Genomic DNA, 20,067 nt, shown 5'->3' with positions numbered 1-20,067 from the left:
CTCACTTCGTCGGCATCTGCTGCTGGGCCTTCTCCAGGCGGGCCTTCACCGACCCGGTGGTCACCGTCCGTCCGGCGGCCGCGTCGGCGAACAGCTCCTTCACGGCCGTACCGACCGCCGTCTCGAACTGCGACTCGTCGGCGACCTGCGGCAGCGCGGCGGCACTCTTGGCGAGGGTGTCCTTCAGCACGGCGTTGGCCGGGGTGTTGAAGGCCGGGTCCTCCTGTGCCGCGGCGACCGGCGGGATCGAGCTGTAGGCCTTGTTGAGGATCTTCTGCTCCTCGTCGCTGGTCATGAACTTCACGAACTTCGTGGCGCCGTCGAGGTTGTCGGTGTTCTTGAAGACGGCCAGGTTGATGCCGGCGACCATCGAGTTGACCTGTGTGCCGGTGCCGGGCGTGCCCGACCGCACGGGCACGGGCGCGATGCCGTACCGGTCCTCGCCCATGCCCTGGGACGTGAGGTTGGCGGAGGCCGACTGCCAGAGCAGGAACGCCGTCCTGCCCTTGGCGAAGTCGCTGACGGACTGGTTCTGGGCGTACTCGGCGTTGCCCTGCGGGATGGCCTTGTCCTTCGCCATCAGGTCGACGTACTGCTTGACCGCGCTCACCGCGCCGTCGGAGGTGAAGTCGGGCTTGCCGTCGGCGGTGAAGAAGTCCGCGCCGTGCTGCTTGGCGAAGGTGAAGACGTGGTGGACGTTCTCGGAGACGTTCGCGCCCTCGGCGCCCAGGACCTGCTTGCCCTTCGCCTGGATCTTCCTGCCGTCGGCGACCAACTGGTCCCAGGTCGCCGGGGGCCGGGAGATGCCCGCGTCGGCGAGGATCTGCTTGTTGTAGTAGAGCGCGTACGCCATCGAGTACAGCGGCACGGCGGCCGGGTCCTTGCCCTGCGCGCCGGTGGAGCCCAGCGCCGACGCCACGAACCGGTCCTTGCCGCCGATCCGGGCGAAGTTCGCGTCGTCCCAGGGCAGCAGCCCGCCGGTCGCCTGGAGCGAGGCCGACCAGGTGTTGCCGATGTTCAGGACGTCGGGGCCCTGTCCGGAGGTGGTGGCGGTGAGGATCCGGTTGAGCAGGTCGGACCAGGGCACGACCTCCAGCTTCACCTTGATCCCGGTCTCCTTCTCGAACTTGTCGAGCTCCGGCCGGAGGACCTTCTTGTCGATCTCCGTGCTGGCGCCCTGGTTGGACGCCCAGTACGTCAGTTCCTTCGGCGAGTCGTCGGACCCGCTCCCGTCCGTCGACGAACCGCCGCCGCAGGCCGTCACGGCCAGGGCGAGTGACATCACGACGGCGCCTGCGGCCGCGGCTCGGAGGGTACGCATGGGTCGGCTCCCGGGGTCTCTCATCATGGCTTAATTTAGGACGTGAGTTAAACCTCGGACGCGAGCCGCGTCAAGAGTTTCGACGAGGGTTGTGCAACTCGGATGCGGCGGGCGCCGCCGTCTTCGCCGGGCTCCCGCCACCGCTCTTGACGCGGCTCACGGCTCACGGCTCAGGTCGCCGCCTGGGGCGGGGTGTGCGGGGCGGGGCCCGCGGTGCGGACTCCGCCCGTCACCCGCGCCGCGGCCCTCGCCCGTACGCCCCGGAGGGGTGGGCCTCCGGGGCGTACTGGTCCTACGGCGTCGGCGTCGGCGTCGGCGTCGGGGCGTACCCCGTCGGCCGGGTCGTGAAGGTGCCACGGCCCTGGGTGCGGCTGCGCAGCCGGGTCGCGTAGCCGAACAGTTCCGCGAGCGGCACGGTGGCGGTCACCACCGCCGCACCGCCGCGCACCTCGGAGCCGGTCACCCGGCCGCGCCGGGCGGCGAGGTCGCCGAGGACCCCGCCCACGGCGTCGCCGGGCACGGTGACCGTGACCTCCACGACCGGTTCCAGCAGCACCATCGCGCAGGCCCGCAGGGCCTCGCGGAGGCCGAGCCGGCCCGCCGTGCGGAAGGCCGTCTCGGAGGAGTCCTTCACGTGGGTCGACCCGTCGGTCAGCGTGACCCGCAGGCCGGTCACCGTGTGCCCGCCCAGGGGGCCTTCGGCGAGGGCGTCCCGGCAGCCGGCCTCGACGGCACGGACGTACTCCTGCGACACCCGCCCGCCGACCACGGTGGACCGGAAGTCGAACCCGTCCTCCAGGGGTTCCACGTCGAGCACGACGTGCGCGAACTGACCGGCGCCGCCGTCCTGTTTGACGTGCCGGAAGACCAGTCGGGACACGCCGCGGCCGACCGTCTCCCGGTAGGTGACGCGCGGCCGGCCGACGTTGACCTCCAGCCCGTGGGCGAGGCGGATCTTCTCCACCGCGACCTCCAGGTGCAGCTCGCCCATGCCCGAGAGCACGGTCTGGCCGGTCTCGGCGTCGGTGCGCACCGTGAGCGACGGGTCCTCCTCGGCCAGCCGGGCGAGCGCCGGGACCAGCCGGTCGGCGTCGGTGCCACGCCGCGGTTCGACCGCGACGGAGACGACGGGATCGGCGACCCCGGGCGGTTCGAGGACCAGCGGGGCGTCCGGCGCGCACAGGGTCGAACCCGCACGGGCCGCCTTCAGCCCGATCACGGCCACGATGTCCCCGGCGACCGCCCGTTCCAGTGGGGCGTGCCGGTCGGCCTGGACCCGCAGGATGCGGCCGACGCGCTCGCTTCGGCCGGCGGTCGCGTCCCACAGCACGTCTCCCTTCTCGATCGTCCCGGAGTACACCCGCAGGTAGGTGAGCCTGCCGGTGGGGGTGGCGTTGACCTTGAACGCGAGGGCCGCCAACGGTGCGGCGGGGTCGGCCGGCCGCCGCTCCTCGGCACCGTCGTGCACACCGCATACGGCCGGCACGTCCAGTGGCGACGGCAGATAGGCGACCACGGCGTCGAGCAACGGCTCGATCCCGCGGTTGCTGTAGGCCGAGCCGCACAGCACGACCGCTCCGTCACCGGTGCGGGTCAGGTCGCGCAGCGCCGTGGCGAGCGTCCCGGCCGTCAGCGTCTCCCGGTCGCAGAACTCCTCCAGCGCGGCCGGATGCCGTTCCGCGACCGCCTCCTCCAGCAGTCGGCGGCGGCGCCGCGCCTCCTCCCGCAGTTCTTCGGGCACGGGTCCCTCCACGGCCGCCCCGCCGCCGTCGTCCCAGGTCAGCGCCCGCATCCGGAGCAGGTCGACGACGCCGGCGAAGGCGTCCTCGGCGCCGATCGGCAACTGGACGACGAGCGGGACGGGATGCAGCCGTTCCCGGATCGACGCCACTGCCGCGTCGAGGTCGGCGCCCGTCCGGTCCAGCTTGTTGACGAACGCGATCCTCGGCACGCCGTGCCGGTCGGCCTGCCGCCACACGGACTCGCTCTGCGGCTCCACTCCCGCGACGGCGTCGAACACCGCGACCGCCCCGTCCAGCACCCGCAGCGAGCGCTCCACCTCGTCGGCGAAGTCGACATGTCCCGGGGTGTCGATCAGGTTGACGCGGTGGCCGTCCCAGTCGCAGCTGACGGCCGCGGCGAAGATGGTGATCCCACGGTCGCGCTCCTGGGGGTCGAAGTCGGTGACGGTGATGCCGTCGTGGACCTCACCGCGCTTGTGCGTGGTGCCGGCGGCGAAGAGGATCCGCTCCGTGACGGTGGTCTTGCCCGCGTCGACATGGGCGAGGATGCCCAGGTTGCGTACGGCGGCGAGGTGACGGTCGAGGTTGTTGCGCACGGCCCATGGCCTTTCGAGGCGTGTCTCGTGAAAGGGGCGGCGCGATTCCTGACGGGACGGCGGTCGACGTGACGACAGAGCCGCCACCCCGAGGCATGGTGTGCCAAGGGGGGCTCTGCAGCAGTGACTGACGTGGCGTCAGACCATCCGGTGCCGGCCGCGCCGCGGGCACCGGACGGACAAGGACACGAGGATCACCTCGTAGCGGGAACGGGGAGCTGCGGCGGCGGCGTGGTCACGCATGGCCGGGCCCCCCTCGTTCGTCGCGGTGCGGCGCGGCCCTGTTCGTGGGCGGCGCTCGATGGAGTGAGTGTAGGGAGGAAGGGTCCGGCGGGGCACGCGCTTTTCCCGGACCCCTGGGAGACCTCGGCCGAACCGGGCGGTCAGGACGGGTAGAAGTGCCGCCGTACCTTCCTCAGCCACGCGTCGGCGGCTCTCTCGTCGGGCTGCTCGGGCAGCACACTGCGGGCTTCGTCGAACGCCGCCTCGTACCGGCGCAGCAGCGGAAGGGCGGCATCGGGATCGGCCGCCACCTGTTCGCCGAAGCGGTGGAAGCTCTCCGGGTCGTCGACGCGGATGCCCAACGTGCCCGTGGTGTACAGCTCGTAGCCCTGCCCGCACAGCCGCTTGAGGTGCCGGGCGTGCTTGGCGGTCCGCTTGCGCGTGTCGGCGGAGAACGAGCCGTCGCCGCGGCCGAGCAGTCTGCGGAACTGCTGGGTGGCGTAACCGAGGTAGGCGTCCCGGACGCGCCGGGCGCTCAGGAACGTCGTACGGATGCCGACGAGTTCGTCGCCGAGCGGGGTGCGCACCTCGTACAACTCGTCGGGCAGCCAGACGAGTTCCGTGACGGTGGGATTGCCGCCGAGCGCGAGCCGGCACCACTTGGCGGCCTCGTGCAGGGTCCGGTCGGGTGCCGTGCTGACGTGGGACTCCTTCGGCGGGTGCAGGCCGTGCAACTCCTCGGTGGGCGCCGCGAACAGGCCGAGCCGGTCAACGTCGGACCCGGCGTGCGCGAGGCCGTAGGCGGTCGAGCCGACCACGCCGGACAGCAGGATGTTCTGGACGGTCACGGACTCCCCCGGTGGTGATCGGCCGACACCGCGAGAAGGCGGCGGAAGTCGCCATGATGCCCCGGCGACCGGCCCCGCCACCTCGCATTTTCCGGCCCGCCCGGCGCCCGGGCCCCACCGCGGGCCTGTTCGGCCACCGGGCCGCCGGACGGCCGGTCCGGAGCCGGACGGCCGCAGGGTCGGGCCGAGCCCCGCCGTCGGCCGGCGGCCGGCGGCGGGGCTCGGTCGCGCCACGGCTCGGTCGCGCGGCCGGGCGGCGCCCCGCCCACCCGCGCTGCCGCGCCCGCCCGCGCTGCCGTGCCCGCGCGCACCGCCGCGCCCTCACCTCCCTCCCGTACCCGGCGTACACCCTCACCCGTATGACCCCCTGCGTTGGTCGAGCGGCCGGGCCGGTGGTGCGGTGGAGGCGAGGGGGGCCGCCCGGGCACGCGTGCGCCGGGAATCCGTCCCGTCCTCGCCCGCCCCGTCCCGGCCGTCCCCGTCCGTCCCGTCCCGACCGCCCTCAGGAGGCAAACGTGATCACCCCTCGCCCGACCGGCCGCCCGTCCCGACCGGCGCGGAATGCTGCCGCGCCGGACCCGGCCATGCCGTGTACGGCCCCGCCCGTCGCGGCGGCGCCCCGCACGGCGGGCCGTCGGGCCCGCGCGGCCCGCCCGGCCCGTCTCCTGGCCGCCGCGATGGCCACCGGGACGCTGCTCGCCACGGCGGCCTGTGCCGGCGGGGACGACGACACGTCGGCAGAGTCGGAGACCGCCGCCGCCACCGTCGCCGAACGGCCCCTCGCCGCGCGGACCGCCACCCCGTCCCCGTCCGTCAGCAAGTCGGCCGGTGCCACCCCGTCCCCGTCCGTCAGCAAGTCGGCCGGTGCCACCCCGTCCCCGTCCGTCAGCAAGTCGGCCGGTGCCACCCCGTCGCCCACCGCCACCCTCTCGGAGACCGGCGCCCGGAACGCGCTGATCACCGCGGCGGACATCGAGGACGACTGGGTCCAGGTGAAGAACCCGCAGAGCTGGAGCGACAAGCTGCTCATCGGGCAGGTGGACGCGGCCCAGTTCGTCACCGGCAAGACCGACGCGGCCGACTGCCAGCGCCTGGTCGACGGACTCTACGACGAGAACCTGCTCGGCACTCCGTCCGGGGCGTCGGCGCTGAACGGCTTCGAGGAGGGCGACTCCCGGCTGCTGTACCAGGTGGCCGCCTACCAGAAGGCCACGCTGGACAAGTCGATGGACTGGCTGAAGAAGCTGCCCGACACCTGCGACCAGTTCAGCCTGACCGGCGGCGACAGCGGCGAGCGTACCGTCCAGGTCGTGGAGGCCTCGCTGCCCAAGGAGGGCGATGCAAGGCAGGGCCTCACCGTGACGGTGAAGGGGACCGCGAACGGCGACCCCGTGACGCTCACCCTGGACGTCGCCGTCGTCCGGGTCGGCAACGACGCCATCACGATCACCAACGGCGGGCTCGACGGCGCCGACGAGGACACCACCAAGGCCGCCGTGGAGCAGGGCACCAAGCGCCTCAAGGAGGTTCTGGCGGGTCGTACGCCGACGCCGACGCCGAGCATGCTCGACTGAGCCCCGACCGGACCCAGAACCCCCTCCCCCTCGTCCGTCCGCCCACCCGCCACCGCACCGAACCGACCCGGAGCGCCCCGTCGGCCGAAGCCCGCTCGGCTGAACGGGAGCGCTCCGTCGGCCTGTTCCCCTCCTCCGGACCATGTGACATATTACTGGCGTGACCAACCAACCGTCCTGTGACGTCGTGGTCGTCGGCGCCGGCATGGTCGGCGCCGCCTGCGCCCTGTACGCGGCGCGCGCCGGACTGGACGTCGTCGTGGTGGACCGCGGTCCGGTGGCCGGCGGCACGACGGGCGCCGGTGAGGGCAACCTCCTGGTCTCCGACAAGGAACCGGGACCGGAGCTGGAACTGGCCCTGCTCTCCTGCCGGTTGTGGCGCGAGATCACCGGAGAACGACGACCGGACGACCGCCGGCCGGCCCTCCCGGGGCTGGGCCGCACCATCGAGTACGAGCCCAAGGGCGGCCTCGTCGTCGCGTCCACGCCCGAGGCGCTCACCGCCCTCACCGCGCTGGCGGCCGGACAGCGTGCCGCCGGCGTCGAGACGGCCGCCGTCGGCGAGGACCGACTCCGCGACCTGGAGCCGTACTTGGCGCCCGGCCTCGCCGGGGGCGTCCTGTATCCCCAGGACGCCCAGGTCATGCCCGCCCTGGCCGCCGCGCACCTGCTGCGCGCCTCGGGCGCCCGCGTGGAGACCGGCCGGACGGTGACGGGCGTGCTGCGCGGCGCCGGCGATGCCGTGCGGGGCGTACGGACCGACCGGGGCGATCTCCTCGCGCCGGCCGTGGTGAACGCGGCCGGGACCTGGGGCGCGGAGGTCGCCGCGCTCGCGGGCGTCCGGCTGCCGGTCCTTCCACGGCGCGGATTCGTCCTGGTCACCGAGCCGTTGCCGCGGCGCGTACGGCACAAGGTGTACGCCGCCGACTACGTGGCCGACGTCGCCAGCGACTCCGCGGCCCTGCAGACCTCCCCGGTCGTCGAGGGGACGGCGGCCGGCCCCGTACTGATCGGCGCGAGCCGGGAACGGGTGGGTTTCGACCGGTCGTTCTCCCTGACCGTCGTCCGGGCGCTGGCCGCGGGCGCGACCCGCCTGTTCCCGTTCCTGGAACAGGTCCGGGCGATGCGCACGTATCTCGGCTTCCGCCCCTACCTGCCGGACCATCTGCCGGCGATCGGCCCCGACCCGCGCGCGCCGGGACTGTTCCACGCCTGTGGGCACGAGGGGGCGGGCATCGGGCTGGCCACCGGCACCGGACACCTGATCGCGCAGGCGCTGACCGGTGAGTCCCCCGCACTGGACCTCACTCCGTTCCGTCCCGACCGCTTCCCCGAGGAGGCCGCGCCGTGCACCCCTTGAAACTGGTCGGGGCCCGTCCCGGCGCATCCTTCACCGTCACGTTCGACGGCCGGGAGATCGAGGCGCTGCCCGGGCAGACGGTCGCCGCCGCGCTGTGGTCGGCGGGCGTGACCGCCTGGCGCGCCACCCGTGAAGGGGGCCGCCCGCGCGGGGTGTTCTGCGGGATCGGCGTCTGCTTCGACTGTCTGGTGACCGTGGACGGCCGGCCCAACCAGCGCGCCTGCCTGGTGCCCGCCGTGCCGGGCGCGGACGTCCGTACGCAGGAAGGCACGGGCCACGATGTCTGAGCGGCGGCCGGTGCTCGCGGTCGTCGGCGCCGGTCCGGCGGGCCTCGCCGCCGCCCTGGCGGCTGCCGCGCGAGGGGTACGGGTGGTGCTCGTCGACTCCGCCCCCGAGCCGGGCGGCCAGTTCTACCGGCAGCCCGCCCCCGGACTGGGCGCCCGCAGGCCGCAGGTCCTGCACCACCGGTGGCGGACCTGGGAACGCCTGCGCGACGGGCTGACCACCCACCTCGCGGACGGTCGTACCGAATACCTGAGTGGCCATCATGTGTGGTGCGTGGAGCGGGAGTCGACCGGTTTCGTCGTGCACGCGCTGCTCGGTCCCGAGGAGCGGGAGCCGGCGTCGGTCCGTGCCGACGGGGTGGTGCTGGCGACCGGCGGCTACGAGAAGGTGCTGCCGTTCCCCGGCTGGACCCTGCCCGGCGTGATCACCGCGGGCGGGGCCCAGGCCATGCTGAAGGGCGGACTGGCACTGCCCGGCCGCACGGTGGTGGTCGCCGGCACCGGCCCGCTGCTCCTCCCCGTGGCGACCGGCCTCGCCGCGGCCGGCGCCCGGGTGACGACCCTGGTCGAGTCGGCCGCCCCGGCCGCTCTCGTACGGCGGTCCGCGGGCCCGCGTGACGTCGCACGCCGGGCCCGCGTCCTGGCCGCGCACCCCGACAAGCTCGCCGAGGCGGCGGACTACGCCGCTCGGCTCCTGCGCCACGAGGTGTCCGTGATGACACGTCATACGGTCGTGGAAGCGCACGGCCGGGACCGGCTGGAGTCCGTCACCGTCGCCGCGGTCGGCCCCGACGGCCGTCCGGTGCCCGGCTCCGCTCAGCGCCTGGCCTGCGACACCCTCGCCGTCGGCCACGGTCTGCTGCCGCACACCGACCTCGCGTCGGCACTCGGCTGCCGTCTCGATGCGGCGGGCGTGCGCGTCGACGACGAGCAGCGCACCGACGTCCCCGGCGTGTGGGCCGCCGGGGAGGCGACGGGCATCGGCGGCGCGGCCCTGTCGCTGGCCGAGGGCCACATCGCCGGCCGCTCCGCCGCCGCCCGCCTGCACGGCAGCGCGCCGGACCCGCGCGCGTGGACCCCGGCCGCCCGCTCCCGGACCCGGCTGCGGACGTTCGCCGCCGAACTGGAACGGCTGTACGCGGCGCCCGTGCGGTGGGCGGAGGAGGTGACCGACGCGACGGTGGTGTGCCGGTGCGAGGAGATCACCGCGGGCGCCGTCCGCGAGGCCGTCGGCGCGCTGGGCGCGGGCGACCTGCGCACCGTGAAGCTGCTGACCCGGGCCGGCATGGGCTGGTGCCAGGGCCGGATGTGCGAGCCGGGAGTCGCGGGCATCGCGGGCTGCGACCTGGTCCCCGGACGACGGCTGCCGGCCCGCCCCGTTCCTCTCGGCGTCCTGGCCGCGCCGCCCCCGCCGGACGCCGGGACGAGCCGGCCCCGGTGAGAGCCCCGCCCCGCTGCCGCCGTCCGCCCCACCGTTCAGTGCCATGTCACGTATCGGTTTTCCCAGAGAGGCAGTTCCCGAGATGACCAGTCCCCGCCCCTGGCACGGTGTCCTCGTCGCCACCGCCCTCCCCCTCCGTGCCGACCTCTCCGTCGACCACGACCGCTACGCCGAGCACTGCGCCTGGCTGGTGGCGAACGGCTGCGACGGCGTCGTACCGAACGGCTCGCTCGGCGAGTACCAGGTCCTCACGCCCGAGGAACGCGCCGGGGTGGTGCGGACCGCGGTGGCGGCGATCGGCGGGGAGCGCGTGATGCCGGGGGTCGCCGCGTACGGCTCGGCGGAGGCCCGCCGCTGGGCCGAGCAGGCACGTGAGGCGGGCTGCGGTGCGGTGATGCTGCTGCCGCCCAACGCCTACCGCGCCGACGAGCGTGCGGTCGTGGCGCACTACGCGGAGGTCGCGAAGGCGGGCCTGCCGGTGGTGGCGTACAACAACCCCGTCGACACCAAGGTCGACCTCGTGCCCGAACTGCTCGCGCGGCTGCACGGCGAGGGCCTCGTCCACGGCGTCAAGGAGTTCTCCGGCGATGTACGGCGTGCCTACCGGATCGCCGAACTGGCTCCGGAGCTGGACCTGTTGATCGGGGCGGACGACGTGCTGCTGGAGCTGGCGGTGGCGGGCGCCAAGGGCTGGGTGGCCGGCTACCCCAACGCGCTGCCGCGTGCGTCGGTGGAGCTGTACCGGGCCGCCGTCGCCGGGGACCTCACCGCCGCGCTGCCCCTGTACCGGCAGCTGCACCCGCTGCTGCGCTGGGACTCGCGGGTGGAGTTCGTCCAGGCCATCAAGATGTCGATGGACGTCGTCGGCCGGCACGGCGGGCCCTGCCGGCCGCCGCGCGTGCCGCTGCTGCCCGAGCAGGAGAGGGCCGTGCGAGCGGCCACCGAGAAGGCCGTCGCCGCGGGTCTCGCCTGAGCCCACGGCCCGGCCGCCACCACGCACGCGCCCCCCGGAGCCGACCGACGCCGCACACTCCCCCGCCCCGGCACCCGCACCCCGAGCACGGAAGGCATGTCATGCGCAGCAAACTCGTCCTGCACGCCGTCGACTCGCACACCGAGGGCATGCCCACCCGGGTGATCACCGGCGGGATCGGCACCATCCCCGGCGCGACGATGAACGAGCGGCGGTTGCACTTCCGTGAACATCGCGACGAAGTACGGCAGTTGCTGATGAACGAGCCGCGCGGTCACTCCGCGATGAGCGGCGCGATCCTCCAGCCGCCGACCCGGCCGGACTGCGACTGGGGAGTCGTCTACATCGAGGTCTCCGGCTTTCTGCCGATGTGCGGGCACGGCACGATCGGGGTGGCCACCGTGCTGGTGGAGACGGGCATGGTGGAGGTCGTCGAACCGGTCACCACCATCCGGCTGGACACCCCGGCCGGGCCGGTCGTCGCCGAGGTGGCGGTCCGGGACGGCGCGGCCACGGCGGTCACCCTGCGCAACGTCCCGTCCTTCGCCGTCGCCCTGGACCGCGCGGCCACCCTGCCCGACGGCCGGACGGTGACCTACGACCTGGCGTACGGCGGGAACTTCTACGCGATCCTGCCGCTGGCGGAGTTCGGGCTGCCCTTCGACCGGACCCGCAAGGACGACATCCTGCGCGCCGGGCTGTCCCTCATGGAGGCGATCAACTCCGGGGCGGAGCCGGTGCACCCGGAGGATCCCACCATCCGCGGCTGCCACCACGTCCACCTGTACGCGCCCGGCGCCACCGCTCGGCACTCGCGGCACGCGATGGCCATCCACCCGGGCTGGTTCGACCGCTCGCCCTGCGGTACGGGGACGAGCGCCCGCATGGCGCAGTTGCACGCACGCGGTGAACTGCCCCTGCACACCGAGTTCGTGAACGAGTCCTTCATCGGCACCCGGTTCACCGGCCGGCTCCTCGGCACGACGGAGGTCGCCGGGACCCCCGCGGTCCTGCCCAGCTTCACCGGACGTGCCTGGATCACCGGTACGGCACAGTACCTGCTCGATCCGGCGGACCCGTTCCCGGCCGGGTTCGTGCTCTGATCCCGCGCACCCGTGGCCGTGCCGGGGCGGCCGCACGAACGCCGTACGGACACCGGGAGACGCCGTGGATACTGGTGGCACATGACATGGCACGTGACACGGCACGCGCCACGGCGCCCGACAGCACACCCGACAGGGCACGTGACGTCGCACACCCGTTTCGAGGAGATCGCGCATGGCCGCCCCGCGCAGCAGCAGCCCCTCCCCCGTCGCGCCCGCGCTGCCCGTGCTGGGCGGGCGGCGCAGCAGCTACCGCGAGCGGGTCGCCGACGCGCTGCGGGCCGCGCTGATCGCGGGCGAACTGCGCCCCGGCGAGGTGCACTCGGCGCCCGCGCTGGCCGCCCGCTTCGGGGTCTCGGCGACCCCGGTGCGCGAGGCGATGCTGGACCTCGCCAAGGAGGGGCTGGTCGACGCCGTGCCCAACAAGGGGTTCCGCGTCACGGACGTCTCCGACCGGCAGCTCGACGAGTACACGCACGTCCGCGCGCTCGTCGAGATCCCCACGGTGGTGGCACTGGCGACGGCCGCCGACCCGGTGTCGCTGGAGGCGCTGCGTCCGGCCGCCCGGGAGATCGTCGCCGCCGCCGTCGCGGGCGACCTCATCGCCTACGTCGAGGCCGACACCCGTTTCCACCTCGGCCTGCTCGCCCTCGCCGGCAACGGCCACCTGGTCGAGGTGGTCCGCGACCTGCGCGGCCGGGCCCGGCTCTACGGGCTCACCGCCCTGTCCGCCTCCGGCCGGCTGCTGGCGTCCGCCGAGGAGCACCTGGAACTCCTCGACGCCCTGCTGGCCCGCGACGAGCAGGCGGTGCGCGCGGTGATGACGCGGCACCTGGGACACGTACGAGGGCTGTGGGCGTCCGCCGACGCGTAGCCGGACGGGCCCGAGGCGCCGGCGGTACCCGACGTGCCGGTGCCATGTCGCACGGCGGACGTCTGTGATCTTTGTCGCTGGTTGGGCGAAGTGACCGATGGGCAGGCACTGCGGGTGTCCGTAGAGGTGGTGTCTTTCCTGTGGGGGAAACCGTGAGAGTGTGTGTGATCGGTGCGGGCCTGTCGGGGCTGGCCACGGCACGGGCCCTCAAGACGGCGGGCGTCGACTTCGTGTGTCTGGAGAAGTCGGCCGACGTGGGCGGCATCTGGCGCCGCCCCGGGGCCGGTGAGCGCGGACCGGGTTACCTGTCCCTGCACCTCAACACGACCAAGAAGCTGACCGGGTACGCCGACTACCCGATGCCGGCCTCCTACCCGGTCTATCCCCGGCACAGCCAGATGGCCGCCTACCTGCGTTCGTTCGCCGAGTGGGCCGACGTCCTGGATCACGTCGAGCTGGAGACGGCCGTGGAGTCGGTGCGGCAGGAGGCCGACGGTTCCTGGACGGTCGTCGTCGTGGACGCCGGGGGCACGCGCGGCACGCGGAGCTTCACCCATGTCGTCGTCGCGTCGGGGCACAACACCGAGCCCTCGCTGCCTGTGCCGCCGCCTGGTGCGGACACCTTCACCGGAACGATTCTGCACGCCCTGGACTACCGCGACGGCAGCGACTACGCAGGTCAGGAGGTGGTCGTCGTCGGGCTCGGCGCCTCGGCGGTGGACATCGCGGCGGACCTCTCCCGGTACGCGGCGACCACCCTGCTCTCGGTACGCCGGGGCCTGCACATCCTGCCCAAGCAGTTGTACGGCACACCGCTCGACGAGGTGGCCGAGGCGCCGTGGTGGACGCGCATGTCGCTGGAGGAGCAGCGCCGATTCATCGAGCAGGCCCTGCTCGTGGCCCGCGGCAGGCTCTCGGACTACGGCCTGCCCGAGCCGGACCACCCGGTGTTCGCCTCGGCCGTGACCATCTCGGACGAGATCCTCACCCGCATCCGGCACGGCGGGGTCGTCCCCAAACCCGCCATCGCCTCCCTCGACGGCGACCGGGTGTTCTTCACCGACGGGACGTCCGCCCGGGCCGACGCGATCGTGCACTGCACCGGCTACCGCATGGCGTTCCCGTTCCTGCCGTCCGGCTGCCCGATCGGACCGCGGGGTTCGGTCGAGTTGTACAAGCGGGTCGTCGCACCCGGCCACGCCGGTCTGTACTTCGTCGGCCTGGTCCGTCCGCACGGCTCCATCACCCGGCTCGTGGAGGCGCAGTCGCGCTGGATCGCGCGGATCGTCACGGGAGCGGCGGTGCTGCCGGAACCGGAGGTCATGCGCAAGGAGGTCGCCACCTACCTCAGCGGCATCGCGGGCCAGTACGGCCAGGCGGAGGGCGCCTCGATCCAGGTGAACGTGACTCCGTACCTCCAGGAGTTGCAAGCGGAGTGACGCTTCGTCAGGCAGGGGTCGGCGGGCGGAGGGTTCCTCCGCGGGCCGGCCCCTTCGCCGTGCCGCGGTCCTCGGCTCGCGCGTTCCGCCGCCGCGTCACGTCGCCTCGCCTCCGGGTCGCGGCGGTGGGAGGGGAGCGGTCCGGCGTCATCGGCGTACGGCTCCCCGGGAAGTGCCCCCCGGTACCACCTGCCGGTTACCGCACGGTCGCGGGCTCGGCGGGCAGCAGGCCGACGGGCGGGCGCACCGCGTACGCCTCCGAGGAGAGGTACGCCGTGACACGGGGCGGCTGCCCCTGCTGGTGGGCGAGCGCCAGGTAGGCGACGAGTCCCACCCCCTCCTCCGGGTCGCGGTCGGTGACGGCGGACACGGCCGCCAGCAGCGGGGCGGGGTCCTGCCCGTGGCGGCCGAGCAGGGCGGTGGCGCGGGTGAGGGCCTCGCCGTCGTGCGGCGCGTAGTCGCGGACCGGGACGTAGAGGGTGAAGCCGCTGGGCAGGCCGGACGCGCTCTCGGTGAAGGCGTGGCAGGACTGCACGGGGCGCCGTACCGCGGGAGCCGGCTCCGCGCCGCCGCCGTCCGTGCCGTCCCGGCCCGCGACGATACGGAAGAACTCCTCGTTCTCCTCGGCCTGGGGAAGGCCGCCGGTGCGGGACAGTGCGCCGGCCTCCGCGGCCGACAGGTCCTGGTGGGCGAGGTAGACCTTCACCCGGGGTTCCGCCCAGTCGCCCAGATCCAGGGCGAAGAACAGGTGGCGGTCGTGCGGCGGCAGTGCCGCGAACGCGTCGTGGTGGCCGAGCCGCCGCAGCGCCTCGCGCACCGTCGCGGCGGCATGTCCGCGCCCGGTGGCCGCGGGATTGAGGTAGACCTTGACCTTGGGGACGCCGCCGGGGCGCAGTTCGAGCGCGCACCACAGGGCGAACGGGCCCTCGGGCGACGCCGGCAGGAACAGGTCCTCGAGTTCGTCGAGCCGGTCGGTGGCGAAGCCCCAGCGTGCCGCCATCTCGCGGACGGCCCGCAGTCCACGACGTCCGTTCTGCGCCAGGTCGCCGAACGCGCAGCCCGGCTCCAGCAGCACCCGGAGCGTGGGCGCCGCGCCCGGCACGAAGGAGAGCGAGAACTCCACCGGGGTGTGGTCGTCGGAGAGGAACGTCGGGTTCGGGGGCGGCAGGTCCAGCGGCCGTGCCGCGGCCGCACCCAGCATGGCGGTGAGGGTACGCGCGTAGACCTCGGCGTCATGGGCGGTGAGCCCCACGACCTCGCACAGGCGCAGCAGTTGGCGGGTGGTGTGGCCGCCGAGCGTGTCGGTGCCGACGAGTCCCGGTGCGCCGGGCCGGACGGCGGTCACCGGCCCTCCTGCCACGGGCCGGAGCCGACATGAAGATACCCGCCGGTGGGGGCGGGTATCTCGAGGCTCAACACTGCGGGATGTTGGTGGGGAACGGCGTTGGTGGATATGTGGTCCACGTCAACTCCTCGGGCTGGTGGGACATGCGCATTACCGCATGGCTCACTACCCCTGAGGTTGAACCGTCATACAAGAGTGAAGAATTGGTCGGTGTTGTGTGAATCACCTCGTCAGCCAGTTGAGGAACTGGCTCCACACTCCCGCGCGTTCGGGCCGGGTGCCCGGCTGGGGCTGCTGCGGACGGGCGGGGGCCTCGGTGTGCGCCGGGGCGGCGGGCTTGCGCGCGGCCACCGGGGTGAACCGTGCGGGCAGCGCGACGAGTCCCCGGTTGAAGGGGCCGGGGCGCCAGGTCAGGCTCTCCTCGGGGACGGCGAGTTCGACGTCGGGGAGGCGGTTGAGGAGGTTCTCCAGCGCCGTCACGGTGATCTGCCGGGCGGGGTCCTTGGACGGGCAGGCGTGCGGGCCGGCGCTCCAGGCCAGGTGGGCGCGGTTGCTGCCCGCCTGACGGGCGGCCGTCAGCGCGGGGCCGGTGTTGGCGGCGGCGAAGCTGACCAGGACCAGGTCGCCCGCCTGGAACTTCTGACCGGCGAACTCCATGTCGGCGGCCGGGTAGTGCGGGGCGAGGTTCTGCATGGGCGGGTTCTCCCACAGCGTGTCGTCGATCGCCTCGTCGATCAGACCGCCCTGGTTGGCGTACGCGTCGTGGGTCAGCAGCCGGTGCAGGGTGTTGCCGATCAGGTTGCGCAGCGGCTCGTTGCCTCCGACCAGCAGGAGAGCCAGCTGGTGGACCATCTCCTCGTCGGTGAGGGCGGCCTGGTGCTCCATGAGCCAGGAGGTGACGTCGTCACCGGGCTTGACCCGCTTGAGCGCGACGAGTTCGCCCACGGCGCCGAACAGCACGCCCATCGCGCGCTCGGCGTTGACACCGTCGAACATGCCGCTGATGCCGTAGACGACGCGGTCGCCGATGTCCGGCGGGCAGCCGAAGAGTTCGTTGAACACGAACAGCGGCAGCTGCTTGGCGTAGTCGCCGAGCAGGTCCGCCGAGCCACGGGACCCGAACTGGGAGATCAGGTAGTTGGAGACCTGCTCGGTGGTGTGGCTCAGCTTGCGCGTGTCGACGCGGGCCATGCTGTCCGTCACGGCCTGGCGCAGCCTGAGGTGTTCGGCGCCGTCGCTGAACATGCAGTTGGGCCGGTAGGCCAGCACGGGCGCGACCGGGCTGTCGGGCGAGATCTTGCCCTCGTTGAAGTGCCGCCAGCGGCGCGCGTCCTTGCGGAACGAGCCCGAGTCCTGCAGAAGTTGCAGGGCGGTGGCGTAGTCCGTGACGAGGGTGGCCTCGACGCCGGGGGCGAGTTCGACCGGGGCGGTCGGCCCGTAGTGACGCAGGTAGCTGTAGTAGGCCTGCGGGTCAGCGGCGAACTCGGGGCCGTGGAGCGGCACTCGGGCGCCGCTGTGGTGCGCCGGGCACCCGGGCGGGGGCACGGGAGCGGTGGGTTGGTCCATTTCTGCTCCTAGTGGGCACGGTCCTGCAAGTGGCGGACGAGAGTGATGAGCGCTTCGGCCGACGACTGCTCGTCCCGCGCGTCGCAGGTGACGACGGGGGTGTCGTCGAGCAGGTCCAGCGCGTCGCGCAGGGCGGTCTCGTCCCGCAGGGGGGAGCCGTCGAAGTGGTTGACGGCGATGGCGTAGTCCAGCCCGTACTGCTCGATCAGGTCGATCACGGCGAACGAGTCCGCGAGCCGTTCGGGGTCGACCAGGACGAGGGCGCCGAGCGCGCCGCGGGCCATGTCCTCCCACATCTGCACGAAACGCTGCTGACCGGGCGTTCCGAACAGGTAGAGCACGACCCGGTCGCTGATGGTGAGGCGACCGAAGTCCATGGCGACCGTGGTGGTGGTCTTGCCCTGGACTCCCTTGAGGTCGTCGACGGACTCGGCGGCCCGCGTCATCGTCTCCTCGGTGGACAGCGGGGGGATCTCGGAGATCGCCCCGATGAACGTGGTCTTGCCCACCGCGAAGTGGCCGACGACGAGGATCTTCACGGCCGTCTGCGACGCGCCCTCACGGACGTACGCCTGTTCATCCAAACTTGGCCCTGAGACCATTCAGCACCTCCTCCAGGATCTCCCGGTCGGCGAGGGGCGCCCGCTGCACGGGCGGGCGGGTGATGAGGTAGCCGCCCTCGGTGAGGGCGGCGAGGAGGATCTTCACCACGCCGAGGGGCAGTTGGGTGTGCCCGGCGATCTCGGCGACCGACAGGTAGCCCGCCGAGCACAGCTCGAGCAGGCTCTGCTCCTCCGGGGACAGCCGGGTCGGCCGCTGCCGGTGGTCGGCTGCCGCCGTCACCAGGGTGATGAGGGAGAGCTGCTCCTCGTCGGGCAGTCCGCGTCCCTTGGTGATGACGTACGGACGTACTAACTCCGGTGCTTGCGGCTCCAGTTCGTCGAAACCGTTCATGACCGCGCGCCGAGGTTCTCGCGCGGCGGTGTCGTCAGCGCCTTGCCGAGCTGGCCGACGAGCTGCTGCATCCGGAAGGTGATGTCCGCCATGTCGACATCGGGCGAGGCGGAGACGCCCAGGTAGGCGCCCTCTCCGGCGGAGATCAGGAAGACCCAGCCGCCGTCGAACTCGACCAGTGTCTGCCGCCACCGCTGCTGGGCGTCCTCGCAGAAGAAGGCCAGGGAGCGGCTGAGTGACTGCACACCGCTCATGGCGGCGGCCACCCGGTCCGCGTCGTCCTTTCCGAAGTCCTGCGTCCGGGCCATCAGCAGGCCGTCGGCGGATATCAGGACGGCGTGCAGGGCCCCGGGTATCTCCAGGGCGCTGTCAAGCATCCATGACAGATCGTCGTTCACGAGAACTCATGCCCTTCGCTGCTTGCGCCACGTGTACTGCTGGACTGTTCCGCGGGGTCCGCAGGGGTGGCCCGCCGGCCGGACTGGGTACCGCGCTGGAAGGCGCCCATGATCGCCGCCGTCTCCGCGCCCGAGCGGGAGGGGGCGGCGGCGGTCGGTGCGCTGCCGGGCACGATGGCCATCGGCCGCTTGCGGCGCCTCTTGGGCAGGCCGTCGGCGGTGGTGCTCGGGGCCGGCGCGACTTCGGGGCCACCACGGGTGGGTGCGGCCACGGCGACGGGCGGGACGACCGGCGCCGGTTCCTTCTGCTCGGGTGCGTTGGTGAGCAGGTCGTGCGGCAGGAGCAGGACCGCGCGGACGCCGCCGTAGGGCGAGCTGGAGTCCACCGAGACCTCGAAGCCGAAACGCTCGGCGAGGACGCCGATCACCGCGAACCCGAACTGCGGGGGGTTGCCGAGCCCGGAGACGCCCGAGACGCGGTCGCTGGAGAGGAGTTTCTCCGCTCGGGCCCGCTCCTCGTCGTTCATGCCGACGCCGGCGTCGTCCACGACGATGCAAATACCCTTGGGCACGGTGCGGATGTTGATTTCGACGACGGTGTCCGGGCTGGAATAGCTGGTGGCGTTGTCGAGCAGTTCGGCGAGGGCCAGTGCGACCGGTTCCACCGCGCGGCTGGTGATGCCGAAATCGACCTGCGAGAGAATTTCCACCCGCCGGTAGTGGCGGATCCTGCCCTGGGCGCTGCGGACGACGTCGTAGACCGACGCCACTTCGCGCTGACGTCCCAGCCAGCCGTCGCAGAGGACGGCGATGGACTGGGCCCGGCGGCCGAACTGGGAGTTCGTGTGGTCGATCTCCAGAAGGTCCTGGAGGATGACCGACTCGCCGTATTTGTTCTGCAGCCGGGAAACGATCAACTGCTGTTCCGCGGCGAGGCCCTGAAGGGTCCGCATGGCGGACTTCAGGACTGTTTTCGTTGCCTCTTCGGCTCTTTCCTGCGCCGCCTCGACGGATTTCGCGTACCCGTTCTCCAGCTCGCTGTGCCGAGCCCTGAGATCCGCGAATTCCTGCCTTAACGTCCGCGCCGCCCTCCGTTGACGAACAATGAGGGCGACGGCGACGAGCACGGCGACGAGGAGAGCCCAGAGTACCGGGTTCTGTATGTAATCGGTCATAAGACTCTCTTCAGGCGACTGACGGCCAGTTGCTGAATTCCCGTCAATGCGGGTGGACCGGCGGGACCGCCCGCATCGGGGCCACCGCCCGGACTGTCCCCGTAGTCGGGGATGTCGTCCTTCACCCATCCGCCCGCTCTACAAGCGCCGTGATCGTATCACCACACGAAGCGGTCACAGACCGCCAACAGGGGCGGTCCGGATGAACATTGACGGACCGTCAGTGAGCGGGAGGCGGGCCGCCCTCGACACAACCGACAAACGGGCTTCCGCGGCATTCGGGAGGCAATCAAGGTGTTGGGAGGATTTTCCCGGGAGGGGACACATCCGGAGACGAGAAAACCCGCCTCCGGGAATCCCGGAGGCGGGCGACTTCTGCGCGGATACCCTCCGCGACCCTCTCCTCACCGAGCGGAACGCACTCGGTGCAGAGGGTGATACGTGTCCGAGGGGGGACTTGAACCCCCACGCCCGATAAAGGGCACTAGCACCTCAAGCTAGCGCGTCTGCCATTCCGCCACCCGGACCAGGTGTCTGCCACCGCGACTGTTCCCCGCGGCGACATGGACAACAATACCAAGCTTTCGGAGTGTGTCTCACCCGAGTATTCGCTGGCCGGGGGCCTGCGGACACCCGGGCGGCGCGCGCTCCACCGCGTCACGGAGCGTACCCGAACGCTCACGGACACGCCCCGGCCGGCGGCGTCGGCGGCGCGTTCGTCGGCACGGCCGTCCGTGGGGCGGCCCTCCCCGGCCCGGTTGGGGATCTAGGACCGGACCGGAACCGGGCACCGCAGAGTGGTCCAGACCTATTGACCTGTGGTCCAGACCTTTCTATTCTCGCGGCACCGTG

Annotated in this window: 17 protein-coding genes and 1 tRNA gene; 8 read left to right on the top strand and 10 right to left on the bottom strand. The window is 72.7% G+C overall.

The features are described 5' to 3' along the window. Nucleotide 1: 1 nt before the first annotated feature. The 3 genes from AB0N31_RS21510 to AB0N31_RS21500 form a co-directional block, all read right to left on the bottom strand. On the bottom strand, nucleotides 2-1,321 hold the full coding sequence (locus AB0N31_RS21510; protein ID WP_366059982.1) for a sugar ABC transporter substrate-binding protein: 1,320 nt from the start codon (nucleotides 1,319-1,321) through the stop codon (nucleotides 2-4). Between the two features lie 292 nt (nucleotides 1,322-1,613). Continuing rightward, entirely contained in the window at nucleotides 1,614-3,659 is a 2,046-nt protein-coding gene (gene fusA, locus AB0N31_RS21505; protein WP_366059981.1) for an elongation factor G, read from the bottom strand. Between the two features lie 383 nt (nucleotides 3,660-4,042). Further along, nucleotides 4,043-4,729 (bottom strand): nucleotidyltransferase domain-containing protein, encoded by a 687-nt coding sequence (locus tag AB0N31_RS21500; protein ID WP_366059980.1) that lies wholly within the window; start codon nucleotides 4,727-4,729, stop codon nucleotides 4,043-4,045. 677 nt (nucleotides 4,730-5,406) lie between these two features. On the opposite strand from AB0N31_RS21500, the gene AB0N31_RS21495 reads away from it, so the two are divergent. The 8 genes from AB0N31_RS21495 to AB0N31_RS21460 all read left to right on the top strand — a co-directional run bounded on the left by AB0N31_RS21495 (nucleotide 5,407) and on the right by AB0N31_RS21460 (nucleotide 13,777). Continuing rightward, the gene (locus tag AB0N31_RS21495; RefSeq protein WP_366060051.1) at nucleotides 5,407-6,303 is read left to right on the top strand and encodes a hypothetical protein; all 897 of its coding nucleotides are present in this window, start codon (nucleotides 5,407-5,409) and stop codon (nucleotides 6,301-6,303) included. Nucleotides 6,304-6,463: 160 nt separating this feature from the next. After that, entirely contained in the window at nucleotides 6,464-7,663 is a 1,200-nt protein-coding gene (locus tag AB0N31_RS21490; protein WP_366059979.1) for an FAD-binding oxidoreductase, read from the top strand. Then, entirely contained in the window at nucleotides 7,651-7,950 is a 300-nt protein-coding gene (locus tag AB0N31_RS21485) for a (2Fe-2S)-binding protein (protein ID WP_366059978.1), read from the top strand. Before AB0N31_RS21490 ends, AB0N31_RS21485 begins: the two co-directional genes overlap by 13 nt. Further along, nucleotides 7,943-9,388 carry an NAD(P)/FAD-dependent oxidoreductase gene (locus AB0N31_RS21480; protein ID WP_366059977.1) on the top strand — a complete coding sequence of 482 codons (1,446 nt, stop codon included), beginning with the start codon at nucleotides 7,943-7,945 and terminating at the stop codon, nucleotides 9,386-9,388. Before AB0N31_RS21485 ends, AB0N31_RS21480 begins: the two co-directional genes overlap by 8 nt. Before the next feature lie 82 nt (nucleotides 9,389-9,470). Then, entirely contained in the window at nucleotides 9,471-10,361 is an 891-nt protein-coding gene (locus AB0N31_RS21475) for a dihydrodipicolinate synthase family protein (protein WP_366059976.1), read from the top strand. A gap of 101 nt (nucleotides 10,362-10,462) precedes the next feature. After that, nucleotides 10,463-11,464, top strand: coding sequence for a proline racemase family protein (locus tag AB0N31_RS21470; RefSeq protein ID WP_366059975.1), 1,002 nt, complete (start codon nucleotides 10,463-10,465; stop codon nucleotides 11,462-11,464). A gap of 175 nt (nucleotides 11,465-11,639) precedes the next feature. Continuing rightward, nucleotides 11,640-12,338 (top strand): GntR family transcriptional regulator, encoded by a 699-nt coding sequence (locus AB0N31_RS21465; RefSeq protein ID WP_366059974.1) that lies wholly within the window; start codon nucleotides 11,640-11,642, stop codon nucleotides 12,336-12,338. A 152-nt stretch (nucleotides 12,339-12,490) separates the two neighbouring features. Continuing rightward, a complete protein-coding gene (locus tag AB0N31_RS21460) occupies nucleotides 12,491-13,777 on the top strand; it encodes an NAD(P)-binding domain-containing protein (protein WP_366059973.1) in 1,287 nt (428 codons plus the stop codon). 196 nt (nucleotides 13,778-13,973) lie between these two features. On the opposite strand, the gene AB0N31_RS21455 is transcribed toward AB0N31_RS21460, so the two are convergent. From AB0N31_RS21455 to AB0N31_RS21425, 7 genes are all read right to left on the bottom strand, one after another. Then, nucleotides 13,974-15,122, bottom strand: coding sequence for a tryptophan dimethylallyltransferase family protein (locus AB0N31_RS21455; RefSeq protein WP_366059972.1), 1,149 nt, complete (start codon nucleotides 15,120-15,122; stop codon nucleotides 13,974-13,976). 222 nt (nucleotides 15,123-15,344) lie between these two features. After that, on the bottom strand, nucleotides 15,345-16,688 hold the full coding sequence (locus AB0N31_RS21450) for a cytochrome P450 (RefSeq protein WP_366059971.1): 1,344 nt from the start codon (nucleotides 16,686-16,688) through the stop codon (nucleotides 15,345-15,347). A gap of 8 nt (nucleotides 16,689-16,696) precedes the next feature. Beyond that, nucleotides 16,697-17,290, bottom strand: a complete 594-nt coding sequence (locus AB0N31_RS21445; protein ID WP_366059970.1) for an ATP/GTP-binding protein — start codon at nucleotides 17,288-17,290, stop codon at nucleotides 16,697-16,699. Continuing rightward, complete coding sequence (locus tag AB0N31_RS21440; RefSeq protein WP_366059969.1) at nucleotides 17,265-17,642, bottom strand: DUF742 domain-containing protein; 378 nt, start codon at nucleotides 17,640-17,642, stop codon at nucleotides 17,265-17,267. The genes AB0N31_RS21445 and AB0N31_RS21440 overlap by 26 nt, the downstream gene beginning before the upstream one ends. Next, nucleotides 17,639-18,040, bottom strand: a complete 402-nt coding sequence (locus AB0N31_RS21435) for a roadblock/LC7 domain-containing protein (protein ID WP_356561669.1) — start codon at nucleotides 18,038-18,040, stop codon at nucleotides 17,639-17,641. The genes AB0N31_RS21440 and AB0N31_RS21435 overlap by 4 nt, the downstream gene beginning before the upstream one ends. Beyond that, on the bottom strand, nucleotides 18,037-19,215 hold the full coding sequence (locus tag AB0N31_RS21430; RefSeq protein WP_366059968.1) for an ATP-binding protein: 1,179 nt from the start codon (nucleotides 19,213-19,215) through the stop codon (nucleotides 18,037-18,039). The genes AB0N31_RS21435 and AB0N31_RS21430 overlap by 4 nt, the downstream gene beginning before the upstream one ends. Nucleotides 19,216-19,657: 442 nt before the next feature. Beyond that, nucleotides 19,658-19,742, bottom strand: a tRNA-Leu gene (locus tag AB0N31_RS21425). Nucleotides 19,743-20,067: the final 325 nt, after the last annotated feature.

Origin of the sequence: Streptomyces sp. NPDC051051 (genome assembly GCF_040682975.1) — a bacterium.
Classification (GTDB): domain Bacteria; phylum Actinomycetota; class Actinomycetes; order Streptomycetales; family Streptomycetaceae; genus Streptomyces.
Note: the sequence above shows the minus strand (reverse complement) of the source record. Positions and strands in the feature narration are given on the sequence as shown.

Bases quoted from the DNA above. Each gene is read 5' to 3' on its own strand.
- AB0N31_RS21510 (WP_366059982.1), bottom strand. From the start codon at position 1,321: ATGCGTACCCTCCGAGCCGCGGCCGCAGGCGCCGTCGTGATGTCACTC.
- AB0N31_RS21495 (WP_366060051.1), top strand. From the start codon at position 5,407: ATGGCCACCGGGACGCTGCTCGCCACGGCGGCCTGTGCCGGCGGGGAC.
- AB0N31_RS21480 (WP_366059977.1), top strand. From the start codon at position 7,943: ATGTCTGAGCGGCGGCCGGTGCTCGCGGTCGTCGGCGCCGGTCCGGCG.
- AB0N31_RS21475 (WP_366059976.1), top strand. From the start codon at position 9,471: ATGACCAGTCCCCGCCCCTGGCACGGTGTCCTCGTCGCCACCGCCCTC.
- AB0N31_RS21470 (WP_366059975.1), top strand. From the start codon at position 10,463: ATGCGCAGCAAACTCGTCCTGCACGCCGTCGACTCGCACACCGAGGGC.
- AB0N31_RS21465 (WP_366059974.1), top strand. From the start codon at position 11,640: ATGGCCGCCCCGCGCAGCAGCAGCCCCTCCCCCGTCGCGCCCGCGCTG.
- AB0N31_RS21450 (WP_366059971.1), bottom strand. From the start codon at position 16,688: ATGGACCAACCCACCGCTCCCGTGCCCCCGCCCGGGTGCCCGGCGCAC.
- AB0N31_RS21445 (WP_366059970.1), bottom strand. From the start codon at position 17,290: ATGGTCTCAGGGCCAAGTTTGGATGAACAGGCGTACGTCCGTGAGGGC.
- AB0N31_RS21440 (WP_366059969.1), bottom strand. From the start codon at position 17,642: ATGAACGGTTTCGACGAACTGGAGCCGCAAGCACCGGAGTTAGTACGT.
- AB0N31_RS21430 (WP_366059968.1), bottom strand. From the start codon at position 19,215: ATGACCGATTACATACAGAACCCGGTACTCTGGGCTCTCCTCGTCGCC.